The organism is Bacteroidota bacterium (genome assembly GCA_034439655.1).
Taxonomy (GTDB): domain Bacteria; phylum Bacteroidota; class Bacteroidia; order UKL13-3; family UKL13-3; genus CANJUD01.
In genome coordinates this window covers 1-21359 of record JAWXAU010000079.1, presented here as the reverse complement: position 1 = coordinate 21359, position 21359 = coordinate 1, and the positions used below count along the sequence as shown (strand labels likewise).

Sequence of the window (21359 nt, the reverse complement as noted above, 5' to 3'; positions counted from 1 at the left end):
CTAGCATGAAAAACATTTTAGTACTCTGCACCGGCAATAGCTGCCGTAGCCAAATAGCAGAAGGTTATCTCAAACATTTTGCAAAGGCAAAAGCCAATATATATAGTGCGGGAGTGGAAACACATGGCGTAAATCCCACAGCAATTGCTACCATGCTTGAAGACGGAATTGACCTATCAAATCATACTTCAAATAATGTAGATGAATATGCAACTATTAAATTCGATTATATTATAACCGTATGCGATAATGCCAAAGAACGTTGCCCCTACATTCCTAGCGATGCAAAAAGATTTCATTATAATTTTCCCGATCCGGCAAAAGCAACAGGCACTGAAGACGAAATAAAAGCACAATTTGCCGAAGTACGTGAACTCATAAAAGTATATTGCCAAAAATTTGTAGAAACTAATTTATGAAAAAATATCTAGCAGAATTTATTGGAACATTTGCCCTAATCTTTTGTGGAACGGGTGCCATTATTATTAACCAAGAAACCAATGGAACTATTGGCCACATTGGCATTGCCTTTACTTTCGGATTGATTGTAATCGCTATGATATATAGTTTTGGCCATGTAAGCGGAGCACATATAAACCCAACAGTAACTTTGGGCTTGTGGCTTGCAAAAAGATTTAAAGGCAAAGAAATTCTTCCTTATATAAGTATGCAAATACTCGGTGGAATTACGGCAAGTATATTGTTAAAATTTTTATTCCCCAATAATATAAACTTAGGAGCAACTTTACCCGCAGGAAGTGAAATGCAATCTTTTATACTAGAACTAATACTTACTTTTATATTGATGTTGGTTATATTATATAGTACCGAAGAAAGTAACCATGTCAATCATTTTGCAGGCTTGGCAATTGGCGGAACGGTATTATTGGAAGCTCTGTTTGCGGGCCCTATTTGTGGAGCATCCATGAACCCTGCCCGCAGCCTAGCACCTGCATTGGTTTCGGGAAATTTTACTTCGTTGTGGTTATATATAATTGCTCCGGTTTTGGGTGCTTTGTTGGCGAGTGGGGTGAGAAGGTTGAGGGTTATTTAATGTATATTACTTTGCTCTTTCCGTTAGTTTGAGGATTTGAGAAACATGTTTTTCATGGCTGCCGCTAAAGGGCCTAGTGGTCAATATTATTTTAGTATCATTATACTCTTCAAATGATATCACTTCTGGTCCGCTATTGTGTTCCAATTTTTTTTGTTCTAACTTTTCTCTAAAGGGCTTCCACCATTCTTCATTTGTAAGTATTATACAAAACTTAGGTTTGATTTCATCTATTTCCCTTTTTAATAATTCAACTGATAAATCTAATTGATACACACGTTCATCAATTTCTGGATTACCATAATCAGGCGATATCTTATACAAATTTGACCAAATGATCTTTTTAGCCCAATCATTACTATCTCTGCTTATTTCATAATAATCAGAAATGAACTTATATACTACATTCCCAAAAAAATGATCTAGATGTAGTATAATCTATAGGGGGATAGAATTCCTCCGCTTCTTTCTTTAAGGTATTAAGTGTGTAGGATTTTTTACTCCAATATACATTCACCCAATCAAGCGGACAATGATTTTCTAAATATGAATTCGAATAGATTATACTTTCCTTTACTTTATCCGCAATTGATCGCTTATCTTCTAGTAGACTTATATCAGGGCTCCAATCCTTTACCGCCTGCCCATAAATGATGAAATCACACTTTTCATTTTCTTTAACACCAAACGAGGGGTAAAAAAGTCTGTAATTGCCTTTTAAATCCTTCTTAGCTTTTATATTTTTTATAAAACTGACGATATTCTCAGCGAATAATTTATCATATTCTTGGGAAAATTTATTATATGTATCTGTCATGTTATGTTTTATTTTATTTATAATTTGTAGCGGCAATATGCATCTCATATAACCTCGCACAAGCCATCGCATCACTCAGTGCATCATGATGATTTAAAGGAATATTGTATTGCTTGCATAGCGAAGCTAAGTTAGCCTTATATATTTTATAGGTACAATATCCTTTATACTGTGGTTTGGCGATATCATAATAGGCAAGTGTATGTTCTAAACAATTAAAGTCGAATGCAAAACCATTGTGAGCTATTACGTCTTGTTCTTTAATATAGGGTTCTAGCTGCCCCCATACACCATCGAAGGTTGGTGAATGCCGTGTTTGCTGAGGGGTAATACCATGAATTTCTGTGTTTCTATAGAAATAAAAATTATCAGGCGGCTGCACTAAAATTGATAATTTGTCGGTAATAATTCCATTTTCAACACGTACCAAGCCCACTTGACAAATGCTCCATCTTTTTCCATGTGCCGTTTCAAAATCTATTGCAGTAAATGTATTTTTCATTTTTTTTTTTGACTTTTTAAAGATCTACTATAAAGATATTGGACTTGAGCATGAAAACAGGTTGCCGTGAAAAAAAAAATGGAGAAATATGACCTTTTATTTTTTTTAGCTATTATTATCGCAATCTTTTATCCATTGCTTAAACTTATTAATTGGGTCTGGATATGAATCAAATATTTTTTTAAGAAACTTTTTATACTTATCTGGAATATTTACTCCTGTATATTCATGGAGCCTGTCCATTTTACTATTATATCTTTCGGGATCAACTTTTGCTTTCTTATTTATATTTTTAATCCAAGGCTCAAATTCTTCTTTGAATTCAATTAAAAAATATTTCGCATTATTCTTTTGTTGTAATAGACTAATAACTAAATAATTGGCTTTCTCAATATACAATTTACAATCTGGATGCTGAGTCTTCATTGGAACTTCATCAACAATACCAATTGCAATAATATCATTATCCGACGATCTGAGTTTATTGATTACATTTGGTTTTCCATTACACGTAATTATCTTGCTTTTGGAATAACCAATGAACTCACAAAGGAATTTCTCAGTATGACATTCGGGATATAAAACTACCATATATTATTTAGTATAGCGTTCTATATTTTGAAATACATCAACTCCATCACTCAAAGTTTCGCCAATCTGCTTTTCTGTCAACTGCACCATCTTTGTTTGGCCTTTGGAGTATGACAAAGCCCACACAGCTAAATCATCCTTGTTTGTGTTCGAAACGATTGACTGATATACGTAAGGAGAATGGGTGGAAATAAAATATTGGTTCTCCGCTTTTTTTCCTATCAGCTCACCTATCATAGAAATATACGGCGGGAAGGAGTGTGCTTCTGGTTCTTCAAAAAGTAACACAGAATTATTATTTGAATATATAGCAGCTAAATAATAAATCAGTCTTTGAAAAGTATCAGGAGTCATTGTCAAAGTCCAATTATATACAATATTTCCAATCCTTTTTTGTATCAAAAATTTTTTCTTATCTATGTCAAATACAAAATCTAATTTGTACTCTTTAAAAAAATCTCCCGCTATTTCTCTTAGATGGGCATCACCTTCAATTATCGAATATAGATTCTCACCTGATGTTTTGAGGAACAAAGAAAAACTATCGGAGTAGTTTTTAACTAGTTTGGGCTGAAAATAATATCTTTTAATTGGAGTTTCAATACCTTGCTCCATTTGATAATTATCATTACTTTGAAAGCTCTTATAAAATGGTTTCAGTATAAAATGCGGGCTTTTATTAGAAAGAACGTACTGTTCCATATCATTTGTTCTTTAAAGAGACAGTACATTTTTTTTATACTCTTCTTCACTAATACCTATAATTAGGTCATGTATATTATTTCCCTTCAAGTAACGCAACCACGCATTTCCTAAATTTGTTTTTATTTCGATTGGGCTTGATTGGTCTAAATTAAAAAACAACTGACTATAAGAGTCAAAACGGATAAAACTTTCCAAAAATGGACCTGCATAACCATTATAAGTCTCGCCAAGTAATGACAAAGCCTCTAACAAATTTGACTTTCCACTATTAGGTTTTCCAATGAATAAGTTTACTCTTTTAGGCTTAAACTTTAAATGCTTAATTGATTTGAAGTTTTTAATCTCCACATCAGTAAGAAAGTAACTTTCGGTAATTTTTTTTGCCATGAGTACTTTTATTTAAAAGGCAAATTTATTATAAATCAGCCTTTTTACAACTATCAAATATAATAATCACACATTCACCTTCACATCCATATCCAACCTTTGCAAAGCTTCGTTCAAATCTTGCGTATAATCCACACTATATTTCGCACATAAACTTTCTGCATTCATGTTTTCTACTGGCTCTTTAAAAGTAATAGTAACGGGTGTTGAGCCTTTATTTTCCTGTAATATCTTTTCGAATTTATTTGAAATATCCAAATCAAATTTGGGAAGCTCTATACTAATATTTATACCTTTTAATTTGCGTTGCTTTATTTCGGTGAGGTGCTCTATTAAAGTAATTTTACATTCTAAACTATCACCATTATAACGAGGTTGAATTCGTGCACGCACATATAAAAACAAACCCTCCATCATATACTTATTATAGTCGGTATAATCTTTACCGAACAATGCAAATTCAAACGACCCTGTATAATCTTCTAAGGTAAATAAGCCAAATTTCTTGCCTGTTTTGCCTGTGCGATGCACTACTTTTGTAATCATACCTCCTACGGTAACTTCCTTATTTCGAAATGCATCCAAGTCTTGTAGTTCTATCACTTTACTTTTACAAAAAGTTTCCAATTCAAATCGATATTTGTCTAAAGGATGTCCTGAAATAAATATACCGACCATTTCTTTTTCTTTGGTGAGTTGTGCTATAATACCCCACTCTTTTGCCTCGGGCAATCTCGGCTCTGGAAGGCTTACGGCCGATGCTCCACCAAATAAACTTTGCTGATTGGCCGATTGCTGTGCTTGATAATTACTACCATAACGAATAGATTTTTCTATCGGGTTTTCCGTTTCACCTTGTTCTAAATGAAAATATTTTGCTCTATTATTTCCGCTCACACTATCAAATCCTCCTGCATACGCCATCGATTCTAATACACGTTTGTTTACATTTTTTAAATTGACTCTGCGAGTTAAATCAAATATACTTTTGAATGGTCCATTGGCTTCGCGTTCTAAAATAATTTGTGTTACGGCAACTTCGCCCGCACCCTTCATACTGCCCATTCCAAAACGTATATCTCCATTTTTATTTACCGAAAATTTCAATTTCGATTCATTAATATCAGGCCCAAGAACCTTGATGCCCATACGTTTGCACTCCTCCATAAAAAAAGCAACATCTTCTATATTATTGGTACTGTTTAATACCGCAGCCATAAATTCACTCGGATAATTTGCTTTGAGATAGGCAGTTTGATTCGCCACAAATGCATAACAAGTGGAGTGACTTTTATTAAAAGCATATTGTGCAAATGCTTCCCAATCAACCCACATTTTTTCGCATACCGTTTTATCATGTCCGCGTTCAGAAGTGCCTTGTAAAAAAGTTTCCTTCATACTATTAAGCACCGAAATTTGCTTCTTACCCATAGCTTTTCGCAAGGTATCTGCTTGTCCTTTGGTAAAGCCCGCAAGCTTTTGCGAAAGTAGCATTACCTGCTCTTGATATACTGTTACACCATAAGTTTCTTCCAATATATCTTGGCACTCAGGCAAAGGATATTTGATTTCTTCCAAGCCATGTTTACGCTTAATAAACATAGGTATATATTCCATCGGGCCCGGACGGTATAAAGCATTCATCGCTATCAAATCCTCTATGCGAGTAGGCTTGAGCTCCTTCATATACTTTTGCATGCCTGCACTTTCAAACTGGAACACTGCGGTAGTATCACCTTTTTGAAACAGTTCAAATGTTTTGGGATCGTCCAATGGAATTTCGTCGGGGTCTATTTTAATATTATAGTTTTGTTCTATAATTTCTACTGCATTCTTTATAATAGTTAAAGTTTTCAATCCCAAAAAGTCCATCTTCAGTAAGCCAGCATCCTCTACTACTTTTCCATCCCACTGTGTTACCAGTAAATCGGAACCTTCTTTTGAATTGACCGATAAAGGTATATGATCAATCAAATTGCTTGGGGCAATAATTACCGCCGATGCATGTATTCCTGTATTACGCACCGAACCCTCCAAAGCCTGTGCCTCTCTAAGAACCTGGGCCTTTAAGTCAGTTCCCTTTTCTATATCTCTAAGTTTTTTTATCGCATCTAAATCTTCACTTTGCAGGTCATCCGATTTCTTGAGTTCATCCATGCTGGTTTTAAAAACATTATATAAAGTCTTAGCCCTATCTGGAAACATTTTCGACAGTTCATTGGCCTCACTTAAGGGTAAATCGAGAGCTCGTGAAACGTCCTTAATTGCACTTTTTGCAGCCATCGTTCCATAATTTATAATTTGTGCAACTTGGTTTTTACCATATTTTTCTACTACATAATTTAATACTTTCGCACGACCTTCATCATCGAAGTCCGTATCAATATCGGGCATGGATTTACGTTCTGGATTTAAGAACCTTTCGAAGAGCATTCCATATTTTATGGGGTCGATATTGGTGATGCCTATACAATACGCAACAGCACTGCCCGCAGCACTGCCGCGACCAGGACCAATAAGCACACCCATATTTCGACCAGCTTGTATAAAGTCGGCCACGATAAGGAAATAACCTGGGAAACCCATAGTTTTAATAGTATGTAATTCAAAATTCAACCGCTCCTCTATTTCGGGCGTCATTTCTATATATCTTTTTCGTGCTCCTTCATAAGTTATATGTTTCAAATAATCATCAGCACTCAAAAATCCATCAGGGATAGGAAATGCAGGAACCAATATATCTTTCTTCAGACTTAGCAAATCAATTTTGCCAACGATTTCATTCGTATTATCCAATGCTTGTGGGATATCCGAAAATAATTGTTCCATTTCGGCAGTGGTTTTAAAATAGAATTGGTCATTGGGAAAACCAAATCTATAACCACGTCCACCCTCTTCATCCGTGGCTTTTGGAGTATTTTGCACATCGCCTGTATTGATGCATAATAATATATCATGGGCATTGTAATCTTCCTTATCTACATAGTGACTGTCATTGCTGCAAATTACTTTTACATTATATTTTACTGCCCATTTTAATAATACTTCATTCACCTGGTTTTGCTCCGGAATATCATGGCGTTGTAATTCTATATAATAATCTTCGCCAAACATATCCAACCACCATTTGAATTCCTTCTCTCCTTCTGCTTCGCCCTTACGTAAAATTGTACGAGGCACAGAAGCCCCCAAACAACAGGTAGTTGCGATGAGTCCTTTGTGATATTGCTCAATAAGTTGTTTGTCGATACGTGGCCATTTACTATATAAACCTTCTATATAACCCAGCGAACAAAGCCTACTCAAGTTCTTATATCCTTCTTCATTCTTGGCCAAAAACAATTGATGGTAACGAACATCTTTATTATCTTTTGAAAATTGCTTCTTAGTTCTATCGTCCACTACATAAAACTCACAACCCACAATGGGCTTCACTTTCAAAGTTCCGTCCTCATTTTTATGCTTATAAGCTTCGGCCACAAAATTGAATGCCCCGAACATATTTCCATGGTCGGTAATAGCCAAAGCGGGCTGCCCATCGGCAATTGCTTTTTTAAATAATTTACCGATGGGTGCAGCACCATCGAGCAAGCTGAATTGTGTATGTACGTGTAGATGAGAAAATACCATGATAATGTCACGCTGAGTTTATCGAAGAGCGTTCTTTGCAAAATTATCATATAATTCAGAATTATTTTTGGTTGTGGATAGAATTTGGGAAATGGATTTAGGATTCAGTTCGCCGCGGCGAATGGGGTTGCTTTCGCCAATATTTTATCCGTGGCTTTCCAAGTGCTTTTGGACACTGACTTGTCCGTGATTGGTGTCCCCACCAACCATACTTTCCACATTAATTTCAACAAATACGATATTGTTCGCTTATACTATATATTTTTGTAGTTCATTTATCCATTATGCAATTAGAAACCACACAAACACTAAGCTCTATCTGTAGTTTAATTAATGCCAAAGCCGTTGGTGATGCCAATTTTAATATCACCGGCATCAACGAAATACACATGGTGAAAACAGGCGATATCACTTTTGTAGATTTTGAAAAGTATTATAATAAAGCCTTAACTTCTAATGCTTCGGTAATTATTATAGACAAAGAGATTCCCTGCCCCGAAGGAAAATGTTTGCTGATTAGTGAAAATCCTTTCCGAGATTATAATTTCCTCACACAATATTTCAGACCTTTACAGCAACCTTCAAATACAATTTTTCACCAAGGACAAAATACTACAATAGGCGAAAATACTTATATACATAACGGTGCCGTGATTGGAAACAATGTGAGCATTGGCAGCAATTGTATTATATATCCCAATGTAGTAATATATGATCATTCAGTAATTGGCAACAATGTAATTATACATGCAAATAGTACCATCGGTGGCGATGCATTTTATTATAAAAGATTACCCGGTGATTTTGTTAAAATGCACAGTTGCGGCAGAGCGACACTCGAAGATTGGGTGGAGATTGGCTGCAATACCACTATCGACCGTGGTGTGAGTGGTGATACCGTTATTGGTCGTGGAACCAAAATAGACAACCTTGTGCAAATAGGTCATGATAATAAAATTGGACAAAATTGTATTATAGCTGCACAATGCGGAATCGCTGGTGTTACCACCTTGGAAGATGAAGTGGTACTGTGGGGACAAGTAGGCGTGACCAAAGATATTACCATAGGCAAAGGTGCGGTGGTAATGGCAAAATCGGGCGTATCGAAAAGTTTGGAAGGAGGTAAAACTTATTTCGGTGCTCCTGCCAAAGAAAACCGACAAGCACTGTTGGAACTTGCCACATTAGCGAGATTGACCAAAGAAAAAAGAACCAAATAAATATATGATATGAATGGCCTAGTGATATGTGGCGGACAAAGCAGCAGAATGGGCAACGACAAAAGCATGCTCGATTACCATGGTTTGCCGCAGCGTTATTATATATATAATTTATTAAAACAATTTTGCGACAAGGTATATATATCTTGTAATAAAAATCAAGAAGAAAATATAGCTGAAGGTTTTAACTACCTGGTAGATGAACAAGAGGATATTGGCCCAATGGCGGCAATACTCAAGGCTTTTAAAGAACATGAAAAGAGTTGGTTGGTAATAGGTTGCGATTATCCATTTTTTCAAAAAGATGAACTATCTTTGCTCATAGAAAATAGAGATGCGTATTGCATGGCTACTACCTATTATAATAATGATTTTAATATTCCAGAGCCGCTATTAGGTATCTATGAAGTATCTTGCAAAGAAATATTATTAAAAGAATTCGAAAAAGGAAATTATAGTTTGAAACATTTTTTATTATCATATAATACTCATTATATTTCGCCACAAAATATACAAATTATACAAAGCGTGGATACAAAATTGGAATATGAAGAAGCATTAAAGAAGCTTAAATGAATTATATATATCATATTTCGTCCGTACGGGACTTTGTGAGGTTTGCTCATGCCATTCAACCAATCTATAGTCCCGATGGGACTTTGAAATTTCGTGCGTTAATAAAAAATGTAAGTAAAGAAGATCCCATCGGGGTGATATATCGGTAACACAAACAATATAACAATGGCTACCACTACAACTGTTCACATACAAAAATTATCGGGCAATGAATATGTTGCGGCAGATGATATGCTTGCCCAAGAAGAACCCTTGGAAATACGCATATTGTATGGCCCCGACAGAACTACCAAAAGTATATCTGTTACGATGCGAACACCCGGAAACGACCCAGAACTTTCTACAGGCTTTTTATATACTGAAGGTATTATCACCAACTATAATCAAGTAGAAAAAGCCTATAATACTTTGGTAGATGAGAATATCGTTTGCGTAGAACTCAAACCTGAAGTGGAATTAAAATTATCTTCATTAGAACGAAATTTTTATACAACTTCTAGTTGTGGCGTATGTGGTAAATCCAGTATCGATGCTATTAAAACCAATTGCCGAATAGAATTAACAAATACGATTAATAAACCAATTGACCCAGAGGTAATATATAAACTTCCCACCACTTTACGCCAGCAACAAGATATATTTGAAAGTACAGGTGGCTTGCATGCTTCTGCTTTATTCGACCTAGAAGGAAATACGATAGTATTAAGAGAAGATGTGGGAAGACATAACGCATTGGATAAATTAATAGGTTATTGTTTAAAAGAAAATCTATTACCGCTGGAAAACTATATATTATTATTAAGTGGCCGTGCGAGTTTCGAATTGATACAAAAAGCCATGATGGCGGGCATTAGAGTAGTTGCTGCCATTGGTGCTCCAAGCAGTTTGGCTGTTGACCTAGCCAAAGAGTCAGGAATGACCTTAGTAGGCTTTTTGCGAGATAATAGAATGAATATATATTGCGGAAGTGAAAGGATTTCTGCTGTTAATTTGTAGTTACATACTAAGAGTTGGTGAGGACACCAACCATGGACAAATATGATATATTTGGGATTCCCACTCAGTGATGCATTTCCTGAAGGATTGAAAATTAAGGTTACGAAATATACATTTGTACTTACTTCTGCTAAGAGAGAACCAATTATATTTGTGGAGAATGGACAAGAAATAACGCAACGCATCAAAGATGAACTTAAGTTTGCCAAAAGCGGAGACCTAATAACAATATCTCATGTCGAGGGAATAAGTCCAATGAAATCATCAGGCCTTATAAAAGCTTTAACAATAACAATCGAATAATTAATATCATTAAAAAACCATGAAAAGAAAAATTTTGCATTTACTTTTATTGCTGATTTCTGTAGTAAGCCTCCAGATATCAAAAGCACAAACCAAAGTTGATACTACCCAAAATGCTATTATAGCAGTTGACAATATGAAGGTTTTATATACAGGAATGGAAAACCCCATTTCTGTAGCTATTCCAGAGGTCGGACAGGAGTTTATCAGTCTGCGTTGTTCCGATGGCGGCGATGTGAGGATGACTAGTTTCGGACACTATGTAGTAGTGGTATATCCCAATGCTCCCAAGGAAATTTCTATAACAACTTTATATCAGGGAGTTCAGAAAGGTATTACTAACTTTAGGGTAATGCCCATGCCCAAAGCGATTTTGAAAGTGGGAATTGCACAATCGGGAAAAATATCAAAGAAAACAATTGTGTCACTTGATTCTATCTATTATGAGTTTCCATCAGATTTTATTTTTAATGGAAATGGATATAAAGTTTCTAAATTTATATTTATGTGCACTACCAAAGTGAAAGACTCAACAGGGAAGGATGCTACTGTGATTATCCAATCTGCTGAAACTGGTGCGGTGCTCAGTGAACAATTGAAAGAAGTGCTAAGCAAAGTTAAAAATGGTGATCTCGTAGTTTTCACCAGTATTGAAACTATAAATCCAATCAGACCTTATATTTGGTTGAAGGAAATTGCTTTAGTGGTAACAGATTAAAATAATATCTCTTTATTATTTCTTTATTGTATTTTCTTGAGCCATCAACTGCTCCAACCTATCCAATCTCTGCTTCAACAATTCATTCTCAGCTTTCAAATTTTGGTTTTGCGTATTTAATTCCTGAATAGCTTTAAGAGCAATACCTGCAGGGTCTACCGTGCTTATATAATGTTGGTCGGTTCCTGTATTAAATGTATTATAGAACTCTTCCGCATAAGGACCAATATGATACTCATTGGTGCCTTTATAATACCAGCCATCTATATGCAATTGCATTACTTTCTTCAATATATCATTCCCATCTAATAATTGTATACGGTCCTTTTTGATGAATGATGATGAATTGGACCATGCACCTCCACTTGATAAGTATGCACCATTACCATTGGTGCTATCATGACCTACTGCCAGCACTTTACCTTGCCCCGGATTTACCCCAAAGCCCCATTGTTTCACTTGTGAGTTTCCTATTCTCACAGTATTGCTTGAATCGACAGATGCATCAAATCATATCATAGTTGCATTAAAAAGATTTGGAGATGATACATCCGCTTTTGCACCTATAGCGATATTGCCATTTCCAATTTTATTATTTTTTAACGATTCTTTTCCTATAGCTGTGTTGCCCATTCCTATCGAGTCATTTACCAATGCCCCTGCTCCAATGGCCACATTTGATGTACCTGCAAATTTGTTTGTCATTGAAGCGGCTCCAATGGCTACATTCAAATCGCCATTTCCAAAGTTTTCCATGGAAGAACTGCCAATAGCGATATTATAACTACCAACAGAGTTGTTGCTCAAAGCATTACAACCTAAAGCGATATTAAAATTTCCCACAGTATTACTATATAATGTTTGATTCCCTACACCTATGTTGCAATCGCCCGTTAAATTATTAAACAATGAATTGCTGGCAATACCCACATTTTTAATACCATCGATATTATTAAATAATGTTTGATAACCCAAAGTATTATTATCATCACTTGTAGACGAGGAGTATCCAGACATAGATCCCACATAATTATTGTACTTGCCTACTGTATTGCTAAATCCAGCACTTTTGCCTATAAAGCAATTATCACGACCTGTTGTGGTTAAATAACCTGTAGAGTCACCCAAAAATGCATTTCGCGAGGCAGTAAACCCACTTGAAGTTCCCGACTGGTAACCTAAGTAGGCATTCATATTGTTATGGTCTATTATACCTGCCCTGCCTCCATTCACCATAAACTTGAGTGGGGTATTATCCGTTGTTCCCAACCAAATAAAAGTATCGGGCAAAGGATCGGTAGCCGTACCGTAAATTGACCAAACTTTCCTATAAGATGATAAGAAGTCCCAACTACTGTCTTTATAAAATGAAAAATCATTGCTGTCGGTAATATAGACTATCAGACCATTGGCAGGGTTCACAATCGAATCCCTTTGTGCAATGGTCATTCGTGTTGGCAAAAATCCCTTACTTGTACTTTCCAAGTGTAATATGGCAGATGAGTCAGGTGTATTGGTGCCAATGCCCACTTGGGCAGAGCCGCAGAGTGATGCCATACAGCATAACACTAAGAATTTTTATTTGAGCTTATTCATAGTTCAAATATGGCATATAAATTTCACGTTTCAATGACAATTTTTTTAATTTATTACATTGCTACATAATTTATGTTCAATTTTTAAAACTGTCTATCAATATTTTAAAAGAGTCCTTTCTTAAATTCCAAACACCTGCTTTTGTTAGGCCAAAAATTATAAATGATGGAAACACGCGAACAACTTTTCCGGCTTATCAAATCACTTTCGAAAAACGAGAAAAGATATTTCAAAGTATTTGCTCAAAAGAATGACAATGATGAAACGAAGACCCAGTTCAATTATGTAATGCTATTTGACGCCATTGATGGTCAAAAAAGTTTTGATGATGACAAGTTAAAAGTAATGGTGAAAAGTAAACTTAAAATTACACATTTGCCAGTTCTCAAAAATCAATTATTCGAGCTCATATTAAAATCACTTACGGAATATCACCGCAAAAAAAGTATCGATTTTAAAATTAACGATATGATTGGGTTTGTGAAGCTATTACAGCAAAAAGGCTTGTTTAAACAAGCAGTTAAGTACCTAACCAAAGCCTTCGACATAGCAACCCAACACGAGAAAATGACCCGAATGTTGGAGATTTTGGAAATAGAAAAAGAGATGATTGTAGATATGCGAATGGGCGATATCAAACACGGCCTCGACAAAATAATGGACCAAGAAAAACTGATTGTCGAAAAATTGAGCAATAAAAGTATGTTCATGAGCCTGTTTTTTGAATCGCAAAAAGTATTGAAAAACGAAAAATATATACGCAGCGATGATAAAATGGGGGTATTAAAAAAGTTATTGCAAAATGACCTGATGAAAGATAGTAGTTCCGCCAAAACATTATATTCACTAAATTCATTTTACGAACTACACAGTATATACTTATGGATTATCAATGAAACCGAAGATGCCTATAAAACCAAACGTAAGCAGGTTTCTATATGGGAGCAAAACGAATGGATGATTAATGAGTATAAGAAAAACTATATTATATTAATTCCTGATTTTTTATATATTGCGTATCATGCTGGCAAATTAAAAGAATTACCGATATATATAAATATCTTAAAAAATGTAGAAACTTATGATGTGGAATTGAAGCAAAAAATATTTACGGAAACATCTGTTTTTTCTCTAATATATTATCAGCAGATTATAGATTATACTACTTGTCTTGAACTATTAAAAAATATTAAAACAGAATTGCCGCTATATGAAAAGTCGTTAAATATAGAAGACTCGTGCCGCATATTTATTAGTAGTTCATTGATTGCTTATGGAGGCGAAGACTATAAGCAGGCAGTGTTCTGGATTAATAAAATTATCAATATGCGTGAGGTGGAAATGCGTGAAGATGCACACTGTTTTGCACGTATTTTTAATTTGATTATCCATTTAAAATTAGATGATGGGTTTTATTTACAGTATGCTATTAATTCTACTTATCGCTTTTTGAACAAACGCGAAAAATTATTTACGGTCGAAAAAGCCATTCTCAAATTTATGAAAAACTATATAACTTTAGATGATGACAAGAAAATAAACAGTGCTTATATAAAATTTAAAAAAGATTTGCTTAAGATTCAGGAAGACCCGTTTGAGAAAAAATTCTTCAAGATATTTGATTTTATTACTTGGGTGGAAAGCAAAATAGAAAACATACATTACAAAGATTTATTGAAACTGAAAAAACAAAAGGCAGCTCAGGCAGATTAATATCATATTGCTCATTAGCGTGTCTGTTGCAACCTAGCTATCTGAATTCTTTAAATTGAGTCCCAACACAACACCAAGGGGACAAAATACAGAAAGGACGGTGAAAATTACAATCGATAAGTCTAAAGTGTCACATACACCAAACTTCGCTATGCTAAAAAAAATAACTGCCAGAATAACTGCTATTAATCCTCCGATTACATAAAAGCGATTGATCTTACTGTTTTTCATATTGTTTCTCTTTAATTATTATGATACAAAATTGCAGGTATCAAGACCTTTAATTCGAGCAAAAAAACAATCAATATGAAAATCCCAACAGACACAATATATTATCAATTATCTTAACACCAGTATATTAATAATCATACAAATGAAAGTACTAGGGCTACTTTTGGATGGAACAAATCCAAATACTAAAAAAATAATAACACAAATAATATAGCTAACAAATAAGGTAAAAGAACGAAACCAAGTACATAAAATAAATGTCTTTCTTTCTCCTTCGGGTAATGTCTATATACACCTATATGCATAATAAATACTATAATAATTCCATAATAGGTAACGGCAAACCCTAAATAAGCTAAGACTGCGAGTGCTATAAGTATTGTCTCACTTAATAAAGCTGCTAGCTCGAAAACACCCAAAAGCATAAGTGCGACTATAATACCTAAACCAATAAAAATTGCAAAGGCTTTCAACCATTTTTCTTCCAATTCCAGAGCTTTTTGAGCCTTCTTCAACCCTGGGTCTTTTATAGTAGAATCTTGTGGTTGCGTAATGCTGGTAAGGAGTTTCTTGAGGATGCGAGGAAATACTTTGTCCTTCTTTTTATCAGTTTTTTTCTCTGTAGTTATTGCATTTGTTGATTCCACCGCCACAACAGCCAATGCTTCAGTTTGTAGGGTATCTGTATGGTTTTTTTGTGGAACTACGGTAATAATTTCAGGTTTTGATGAAGCAAGATTTGGATTACACACAAACCTTTGCTGCTTGCAAGCACACATTAAAATGAAAGGCAAAAGATATAATAGTTTTTTCATATTAATCTATAACAACTTATATATATAAGTTGCTGCACTTCCGTGCTACTTTAGAAACCTATTTAGCAAAACTCACTGATCGTTTTTCGCGTATCACGGTAACTTTAATTTGACCTGGATAAACCATATCCGTCATAATTTTTTGACTGATATCAAACGCTAAAGTATCTGCTTTTTCATCACTCACGCGTTCAGCTTCCACTATTACCCTTAGCTCACGTCCCGCTTGTATAGCAAATGCTTTTTCTACACCTTTGTATGACATAGCCAAGCCTTCCAAGTCTTTCAATCGTTTAGTATATTGCTCAGTATCTTCACGTCGTGCTCCTGGTCTTGAACCGCTTATAGCATCGCAAGCTTGAACAATAGGCGATAATAATGAAGTCATTTCTATTTCATCGTGATGGGCTCCAATCGCATTCACCACTTCGGGATGTTCTTTATATTTCTCGGCCAGCTTCATACCTAACAAAGCATGCGGTGTTTCTGGATCATCATCGGGCACTTTACCTATATCATGTAATAGTCCAGCACGTTTGGCAAGTTTGGTATTAAGTCCCATCTCTGCTGCCATCGTAGCACAAAGGTTTGCCACTTCACGACTGTGCTGTAATAAGTTTTGTCCGTAGCTGGAACGATATCTCATACGACCAACCATACGAATTAATTCAGGATGCAAACCATGCACACCCATATCAATACAAGTGCGTTCGCCTATCTCTATAATTTCATTATTAATTTGTTTGGTGGTTTTTTCAACTACTTCTTCAATACGAGCAGGATGTATACGTCCGTCGGTTACCAATTTGTGTAATGACAAGCGAGCAATTTCACGGCGAATCGGGTCAAAGCCTGAAAGTATAATAGCTTCTGGGGTATCATCCACAATAATTTCAATTCCAGTTGCTGCCTCCAGTGCCCTGATATTACGGCCTTCGCGACCAATAATTCTACCTTTCACTTCATCATTATCAATATTAAATACCGATACTGAATTTTCAACCGCATGCTCCACAGCAGTACGTTGAATAGTTTGCAATACAATACGTTTTGAGTCTTTGGCCGCAGTCATTTTGGCTTCGTCTACGATCTCTTTTATAATACCACTTGCTTTGGTACGGGCTTCTTCTCGCAAGCCTTCTACCAATTGGTTGCGTGCTTCTTCTACACTAAGACCCGCAATTTTTTCGAGGTGCTTAAGTTGTTGTTGGAACATCGCATCAGCCTCACGGTATTTATTTTCCGCAGCTTCTTGTTGCAATTGCAACTTGTCCTTGATGGGGTCAAGTTCCTTTTCGCGTTTGGCAATATTGTCAATCTTGTCTTTTAACGATTGCTCTTTGCCTTTGGCTTCAGCTTGTTGCTGACGAATTGCATTTTCAGTGTCAGCAACTTTGCGGTTTCGTACTTGAATTTCCTTTTCGTGCTCGGCTTTTAGCGTAATAAACTTTTCTTTGGCTTCAATCTCACGATTCTTTTTGTAGAGGTCGGCTTTGTCTTGTGCTTCTTTAAGCAACTGAGCCTTCTTTTTTTGTATCCCAGAATTTAGTAGGAAGTAGGAAATCAAGCTTCCCGCTGCTAAACCAGATACTAAAAGTAAAATTTGTATGGCACCCATATACTATTGTTTTTTTTAGGGTTGACAAACCCAACGGGATGCGGCAAAAAAGTGTACGCTCAGGCTAGGAGTTTCTCAAGGTGCTTCATTTGTTCTTCTACCTTTGCTGGCACTGCGTCCATACTTTTACAAAGGGATGTTACAGCATCAATGGCGGTCATTACCATGGTATCCTGTGCATCGGCAGAAGAATATTGTTTGTTGTAATATGCAAATTTTTCGTTCAGCACTTTAGCAATCTTCCTTACTAGTTCTTCATCTTGAGCCTCGATAGTAAGCGGGTAGAGCCGCTCGGCAATCTTAAGCTTTATTTGAATCTTGTTCACTTTTCGTCCCGTTTTGTTGTGTCAACAGGTTGATACTTGTGTTTATGTCTTCGATCATTTTGTTGATTTGCAATTTGATAGATTGCTTGTCTTCTTTGCTCAAAAACATTGCAAGTTTAACTGATTTTAGTTGTTTTTGTAGACTTTCTGTCTCAGAATTTTTCAAATCCACTTTCGTTTTCAGCTCTATGTACTGATTTTGTTGGGTTTCTAGCTTTTCCTTTAAGGCAAAGTTTTCTTTTTTAAGCAGCTCCACTTTTCGGGCAATGAGCTCCAGTTTCTGCAAAAGTTGGTCAGTGGTCATGGGGAACAAAGGTAAACTTTTAACCTTTGGAAAGCTTGAAACTTTCCAAAGGTTATGCGGCTACTTAAACCTCAAAGCTGCCAAAGGAGAAATTCGATTGATAATTAATGAAGGCAAAAGCATGAATACAATGCATACCACCAAAGTGCCAATATTAATGGGAAGCACCAAAGCCCAATCAATTTCTACCGGAACATATTTCATATAATAACTTTCTTGGGGCAAAGTAATCAAATGAAACTTTTGCTGAGCCATTATAAAACCAAAGGCAACGAGGTTACCCCAAAATATTCCCCATAATGCAAGTTTGCCTGCTAACATCATAAATACTTGGGTCAATATAAAATTACTGGAGCCGAAACTTTTAAAAGTTCCTATCATAGCAGTTCGTTCTATCATCAAAACCAAAATAGCGGTTATCATAGATATTACAGCAACGGCTAACATCAAGGCCAAAACTATATATACATTTTGCCCTACTAAATCGAGCCAATCCATCAATTCTGGAAAAGTTTCTCTAATACTTGCAGCATCCATATCGGGTGGCAAGGCATGGTGAATAGCATCTGTTTTTGATGAAATAAGTTTGATATCTTTCAACATTACTTCCATTCCATCAGCATTATTACTGTCACGCCCATTTAACTTCTGCAATACCCAAATGCCGCACCAGGCAAAGGATTTATCAAAATCTTCCAAACCTGTTTCATAGATGCCTACTATATTAAACTTCCTTCCTTTTAGTTCACTCCCTACAAAATACACACGCAAATCATTTCCCACTTTTAATCCCAATCTTTGTGCTGTGGTGGTCGAAATTACTGCCTCATTTCCTTCTTTACTTTTTGTATTTATAAATCGACCTTCTAATATATGATTGCTTATAAAGCCAGTATCAAAACTGCTGTCGATACCTTTAAAACGGATACCTTCAATCAGGTCGCCCGCCTTTATAATACCCGGACTAAATATAAAAGGCTGCAAACTTTTGACGGTAGGGTCTTTGCGAATAAAGTCTAAAATCTTATCGTCGTAGGCAACCCCTTCCACGTTTTCTATGTCGGGGTTAGTGGTACGTGTTATTTGAATATGCCCAGAGAAACCCATCAACTTATCCTCAATCTCATTACGAAAACCTTTTGCAATGCATACAGAAACCAGCATGGCCGCTAGACACATAGCCACAACCGCAGTTGCCATTTTTAATATGGAAGCCGCTAGGGAATTGCCTCCGCCCGTTGTAAGTTTGCGGGCTACAAACCAAGGAAAATACATGACCGCTGCAAATCTACATCATAATAAACAATACCTATCTAAAGTATGCTTGTTGTTATTTTGTTTGTTCGCATTTCTTATTCCACAAGCCCAAACCCTTTGTGGGGCCGAACGTACCGCTGAATATTTTCCAAAACTAAAAGGAAAAAAAGTAGGTGTCGTCGCCAATCAAACCTCTACAATAGGCAAACACCATTTAGTAGATTCTTTGTTAAAAGCAAAAATAAATATCATAAAAGTATTTGGTCCCGAGCATGGATTTAGAGGTGACGCAGAAGCAGGCCATAAAATAAAAAAAGGGATTGATAAAAAAACAAAACTGCCTGTTATATCATTATATGGCAACAACAATAAACCTTCTGTAGAAGATTTACTGGGTATTGATATTATGGTATTCGACATACAAGATGTGGGATGCCGTTTTTATACTTACCTCAGCACGCTTCATTATGTAATGGAAGCTTGTGCCGAAAATAAAATTCCGCTTATTATACTCGACCGCCCCAATCCAAATGGTTTTTATGTAGATGGTCCAGTATTGGATACAGCATTTCGTTCCTTTGTGGGTATGCATCCCATACCTATTGTGCATGGAATGACCTTAGGTGAACTTGCAAAAATGATTAATGGCGAACATTGGTTGCCAAATGGCATTAACTGTAATATAGAAATTATCCCTTGCTTTAATTATAACCACCAGCATTTTTACGAACCGCCAATTCCACCGTCACCCAATTTACAAACCATAGAATCTATATATTTATATCCCAGTTTATGTTTGTTCGAGGGCACGGACGTGAGCGTAGGACGTGGCACCCAGAAACCTTTTGAAATGGTAGGTCGCCCGGGTTTTGAAAAAGGAACCACTACTTTTACGCCAAAAAGTATGAAAGGCATTGCCGAAAATCCGCCTTATAAAGGTGTAGAATGCAAAGGTTTTGAACTCACAAATTTCAGCAGAAACTATATATTAAACTCACGCAGAATATATTTGTATTGGCTCATTGGTTTTTATGACATGAGTAAAGACACCAATACTTTTTTCAATCCCATGTTTGATAAACTCGTAGGCTCCGACACCTTACGCAAACAATTGATGGAACATAAAAGCGTTGAGCAAATATATAAAAGTTGGGAACCTGGTTTGCGTAAGTTTATTATTGCAAGGCAAAAGTATTTGATATATATTGATTGAGGCTCTCACGTTATTCGTTGCGGTATACCATCATTCTGAATTCTCGCTTCGACACGAAGAATCTTTTGAATCGTAAGCGAAATTCCCCATGCTTAAAGATTATACTTTGGGCAGATTGACTTTGTCGAATTAAAATTTCTTCGTCACGCCTTTAAACTTCGTTATTGGTTCAAGCATTATACTATGACTTTTCGCCGCGGCAAACAGAATGAGGAGTTGTTTAATACCCCACAAACGCAAAATGAGCATTGCCTGGCGAAATCATCAATACACACATAAATAATTTCGGATCCTTAAAAGCTTTAATAAATTCTTCTTCACGCACCTTTTCTATCAATCCCTTTTCCATTAATTCTTCTAAGGTGGTTACATGTATACTCCAGTTGCATTGGTATTCTTCTTTGTCAAATAATAATTCGCCCAATTGCAATGTGTGCTGATGTGCCGCAAACACTGGGTATTTGGTATAGCCGCCGTCCAACATATCCACCGCTACTTCTTTAAGCTGGGCTTTAAAAAATTGTATATCTCTATTTAAGGTATCTAATAAATATTGCAGATCGCTGTTTTCCATTTCTTATATATTCTGTGGGCAAAGGTAAATAATTTATATAATTGTGGCAAGTAAATACAGCCGAACTAGATGTGTGAAAATATAGATTTATCATTTGTAAAACTTTTTGTATAGTTATACCGACACTCAATATATAATAGTCCAAAAGAAAGGGACTAATCCCCCCGCATCCCGATAATTATCGGGATTAAGCGGGGCTTTCGGGATGTAGTT

At 35.8% G+C, this 21359-nt stretch carries 24 protein-coding genes; 9 read left to right on the top strand and 15 right to left on the bottom strand.

What is annotated here, in order from left to right; genetic code table 11:
* Positions 1-5 precede the first annotated feature (5 nt).
* Positions 6-419, top strand: a complete 414-nt coding sequence (locus SGJ10_05055; protein MDZ4757492.1) for an arsenate reductase ArsC — start codon at positions 6-8, stop codon at positions 417-419.
* Positions 416-1054 (top strand): MIP family channel protein, encoded by a 639-nt coding sequence (locus SGJ10_05050; protein ID MDZ4757491.1) that lies wholly within the window; start codon positions 416-418, stop codon positions 1052-1054. The genes SGJ10_05055 and SGJ10_05050 overlap by 4 nt, the downstream gene beginning before the upstream one ends.
* Positions 1055-1060: 6 nt before the next feature.
* On the opposite strand, the gene SGJ10_05045 is transcribed toward SGJ10_05050, so the two are convergent.
* The 7 genes from SGJ10_05045 to dnaE all read right to left on the bottom strand — a co-directional run bounded on the left by SGJ10_05045 (position 1061) and on the right by dnaE (position 7686).
* Positions 1061-1378, bottom strand: a complete 318-nt coding sequence (locus SGJ10_05045) for a hypothetical protein (protein MDZ4757490.1) — start codon at positions 1376-1378, stop codon at positions 1061-1063.
* Between the two features lie 70 nt (positions 1379-1448).
* Complete coding sequence (locus SGJ10_05040) at positions 1449-1871, bottom strand: hypothetical protein (protein ID MDZ4757489.1); 423 nt, start codon at positions 1869-1871, stop codon at positions 1449-1451.
* A gap of 13 nt (positions 1872-1884) precedes the next feature.
* Positions 1885-2373, bottom strand: a complete 489-nt coding sequence (locus SGJ10_05035) for a 3'-5' exonuclease (GenBank protein MDZ4757488.1) — start codon at positions 2371-2373, stop codon at positions 1885-1887.
* Positions 2374-2478: 105 nt separating this feature from the next.
* Positions 2479-2964 carry a hypothetical protein gene (locus SGJ10_05030; GenBank protein MDZ4757487.1) on the bottom strand — a complete coding sequence of 162 codons (486 nt, stop codon included), beginning with the start codon at positions 2962-2964 and terminating at the stop codon, positions 2479-2481.
* Between the two features lie 3 nt (positions 2965-2967).
* The gene (locus SGJ10_05025; GenBank protein ID MDZ4757486.1) at positions 2968-3666 is read right to left on the bottom strand and encodes an AAA family ATPase; all 699 of its coding nucleotides are present in this window, start codon (positions 3664-3666) and stop codon (positions 2968-2970) included.
* Positions 3667-3678: 12 nt separating this feature from the next.
* Positions 3679-4056: an AAA family ATPase gene (locus tag SGJ10_05020; protein MDZ4757485.1), complete on the bottom strand. Its 378-nt coding sequence runs from the start codon at positions 4054-4056 to the stop codon at positions 3679-3681.
* A gap of 66 nt (positions 4057-4122) precedes the next feature.
* Entirely contained in the window at positions 4123-7686 is a 3564-nt protein-coding gene (gene dnaE, locus SGJ10_05015; protein ID MDZ4757484.1) for a DNA polymerase III subunit alpha, read from the bottom strand.
* A gap of 284 nt (positions 7687-7970) precedes the next feature.
* Here dnaE and SGJ10_05010 point away from each other — a divergent pair, with 284 nt between their 5' ends.
* The 5 genes from SGJ10_05010 to SGJ10_04990 all read left to right on the top strand — a co-directional run bounded on the left by SGJ10_05010 (position 7971) and on the right by SGJ10_04990 (position 11499).
* Positions 7971-8906, top strand: a complete 936-nt coding sequence (locus SGJ10_05010) for a UDP-3-O-(3-hydroxymyristoyl)glucosamine N-acyltransferase (protein ID MDZ4757483.1) — start codon at positions 7971-7973, stop codon at positions 8904-8906.
* A 9-nt stretch (positions 8907-8915) separates the two neighbouring features.
* Positions 8916-9482, top strand: a complete 567-nt coding sequence (locus tag SGJ10_05005; GenBank protein MDZ4757482.1) for an NTP transferase domain-containing protein — start codon at positions 8916-8918, stop codon at positions 9480-9482.
* Positions 9483-9647: 165 nt separating this feature from the next.
* Complete coding sequence (gene fdhD, locus SGJ10_05000) at positions 9648-10478, top strand: formate dehydrogenase accessory sulfurtransferase FdhD (GenBank protein ID MDZ4757481.1); 831 nt, start codon at positions 9648-9650, stop codon at positions 10476-10478.
* A 51-nt stretch (positions 10479-10529) separates the two neighbouring features.
* Positions 10530-10781 (top strand): hypothetical protein, encoded by a 252-nt coding sequence (locus tag SGJ10_04995; GenBank protein MDZ4757480.1) that lies wholly within the window; start codon positions 10530-10532, stop codon positions 10779-10781.
* Between the two features lie 19 nt (positions 10782-10800).
* The gene (locus SGJ10_04990; GenBank protein ID MDZ4757479.1) at positions 10801-11499 is read left to right on the top strand and encodes a GldM family protein; all 699 of its coding nucleotides are present in this window, start codon (positions 10801-10803) and stop codon (positions 11497-11499) included.
* 15 nt (positions 11500-11514) lie between these two features.
* On the opposite strand, the gene SGJ10_04985 is transcribed toward SGJ10_04990, so the two are convergent.
* Together SGJ10_04985 and SGJ10_04980 are read right to left on the bottom strand one after the other, a co-directional pair.
* Complete coding sequence (locus SGJ10_04985) at positions 11515-11979, bottom strand: hypothetical protein (GenBank protein MDZ4757478.1); 465 nt, start codon at positions 11977-11979, stop codon at positions 11515-11517.
* Between the two features lie 30 nt (positions 11980-12009).
* Positions 12010-13056: a hypothetical protein gene (locus SGJ10_04980; protein ID MDZ4757477.1), complete on the bottom strand. Its 1047-nt coding sequence runs from the start codon at positions 13054-13056 to the stop codon at positions 12010-12012.
* A 201-nt stretch (positions 13057-13257) separates the two neighbouring features.
* Here SGJ10_04980 and SGJ10_04975 point away from each other — a divergent pair, with 201 nt between their 5' ends.
* Positions 13258-14808: a hypothetical protein gene (locus SGJ10_04975; GenBank protein MDZ4757476.1), complete on the top strand. Its 1551-nt coding sequence runs from the start codon at positions 13258-13260 to the stop codon at positions 14806-14808.
* 416 nt (positions 14809-15224) lie between these two features.
* Here SGJ10_04975 and SGJ10_04970 read toward each other — a convergent pair whose 3' ends face one another.
* Genes SGJ10_04970 through SGJ10_04950 form a run of 5 tightly spaced genes read right to left on the bottom strand, consistent with a single transcriptional unit; the run spans position 15225 to position 19302 of the window.
* Entirely contained in the window at positions 15225-15854 is a 630-nt protein-coding gene (locus SGJ10_04970; protein MDZ4757475.1) for a hypothetical protein, read from the bottom strand.
* Between the two features lie 58 nt (positions 15855-15912).
* Entirely contained in the window at positions 15913-17472 is a 1560-nt protein-coding gene (gene rny, locus SGJ10_04965) for a ribonuclease Y (protein MDZ4757474.1), read from the bottom strand.
* A gap of 59 nt (positions 17473-17531) precedes the next feature.
* Positions 17532-17798 (bottom strand): cell division protein ZapA, encoded by a 267-nt coding sequence (locus tag SGJ10_04960; GenBank protein MDZ4757473.1) that lies wholly within the window; start codon positions 17796-17798, stop codon positions 17532-17534.
* Positions 17773-18102: a hypothetical protein gene (locus tag SGJ10_04955; GenBank protein ID MDZ4757472.1), complete on the bottom strand. Its 330-nt coding sequence runs from the start codon at positions 18100-18102 to the stop codon at positions 17773-17775. Before SGJ10_04955 ends, SGJ10_04960 begins: the two co-directional genes overlap by 26 nt.
* A gap of 60 nt (positions 18103-18162) precedes the next feature.
* On the bottom strand, positions 18163-19302 hold the full coding sequence (locus SGJ10_04950) for an ABC transporter permease (GenBank protein MDZ4757471.1): 1140 nt from the start codon (positions 19300-19302) through the stop codon (positions 18163-18165).
* Between SGJ10_04950 and SGJ10_04945 the strand changes: the two genes are divergently transcribed.
* A complete protein-coding gene (locus SGJ10_04945; protein MDZ4757470.1) occupies positions 19247-20572 on the top strand; it encodes a DUF1343 domain-containing protein in 1326 nt (441 codons plus the stop codon). The genes SGJ10_04950 and SGJ10_04945 overlap by 56 nt on opposite strands.
* Positions 20573-20792: 220 nt before the next feature.
* Here the strand turns inward: SGJ10_04945 and SGJ10_04940 are convergent, their stop codons facing one another.
* Complete coding sequence (locus SGJ10_04940; protein ID MDZ4757469.1) at positions 20793-21146, bottom strand: hypothetical protein; 354 nt, start codon at positions 21144-21146, stop codon at positions 20793-20795.
* Positions 21147-21359: the final 213 nt, after the last annotated feature.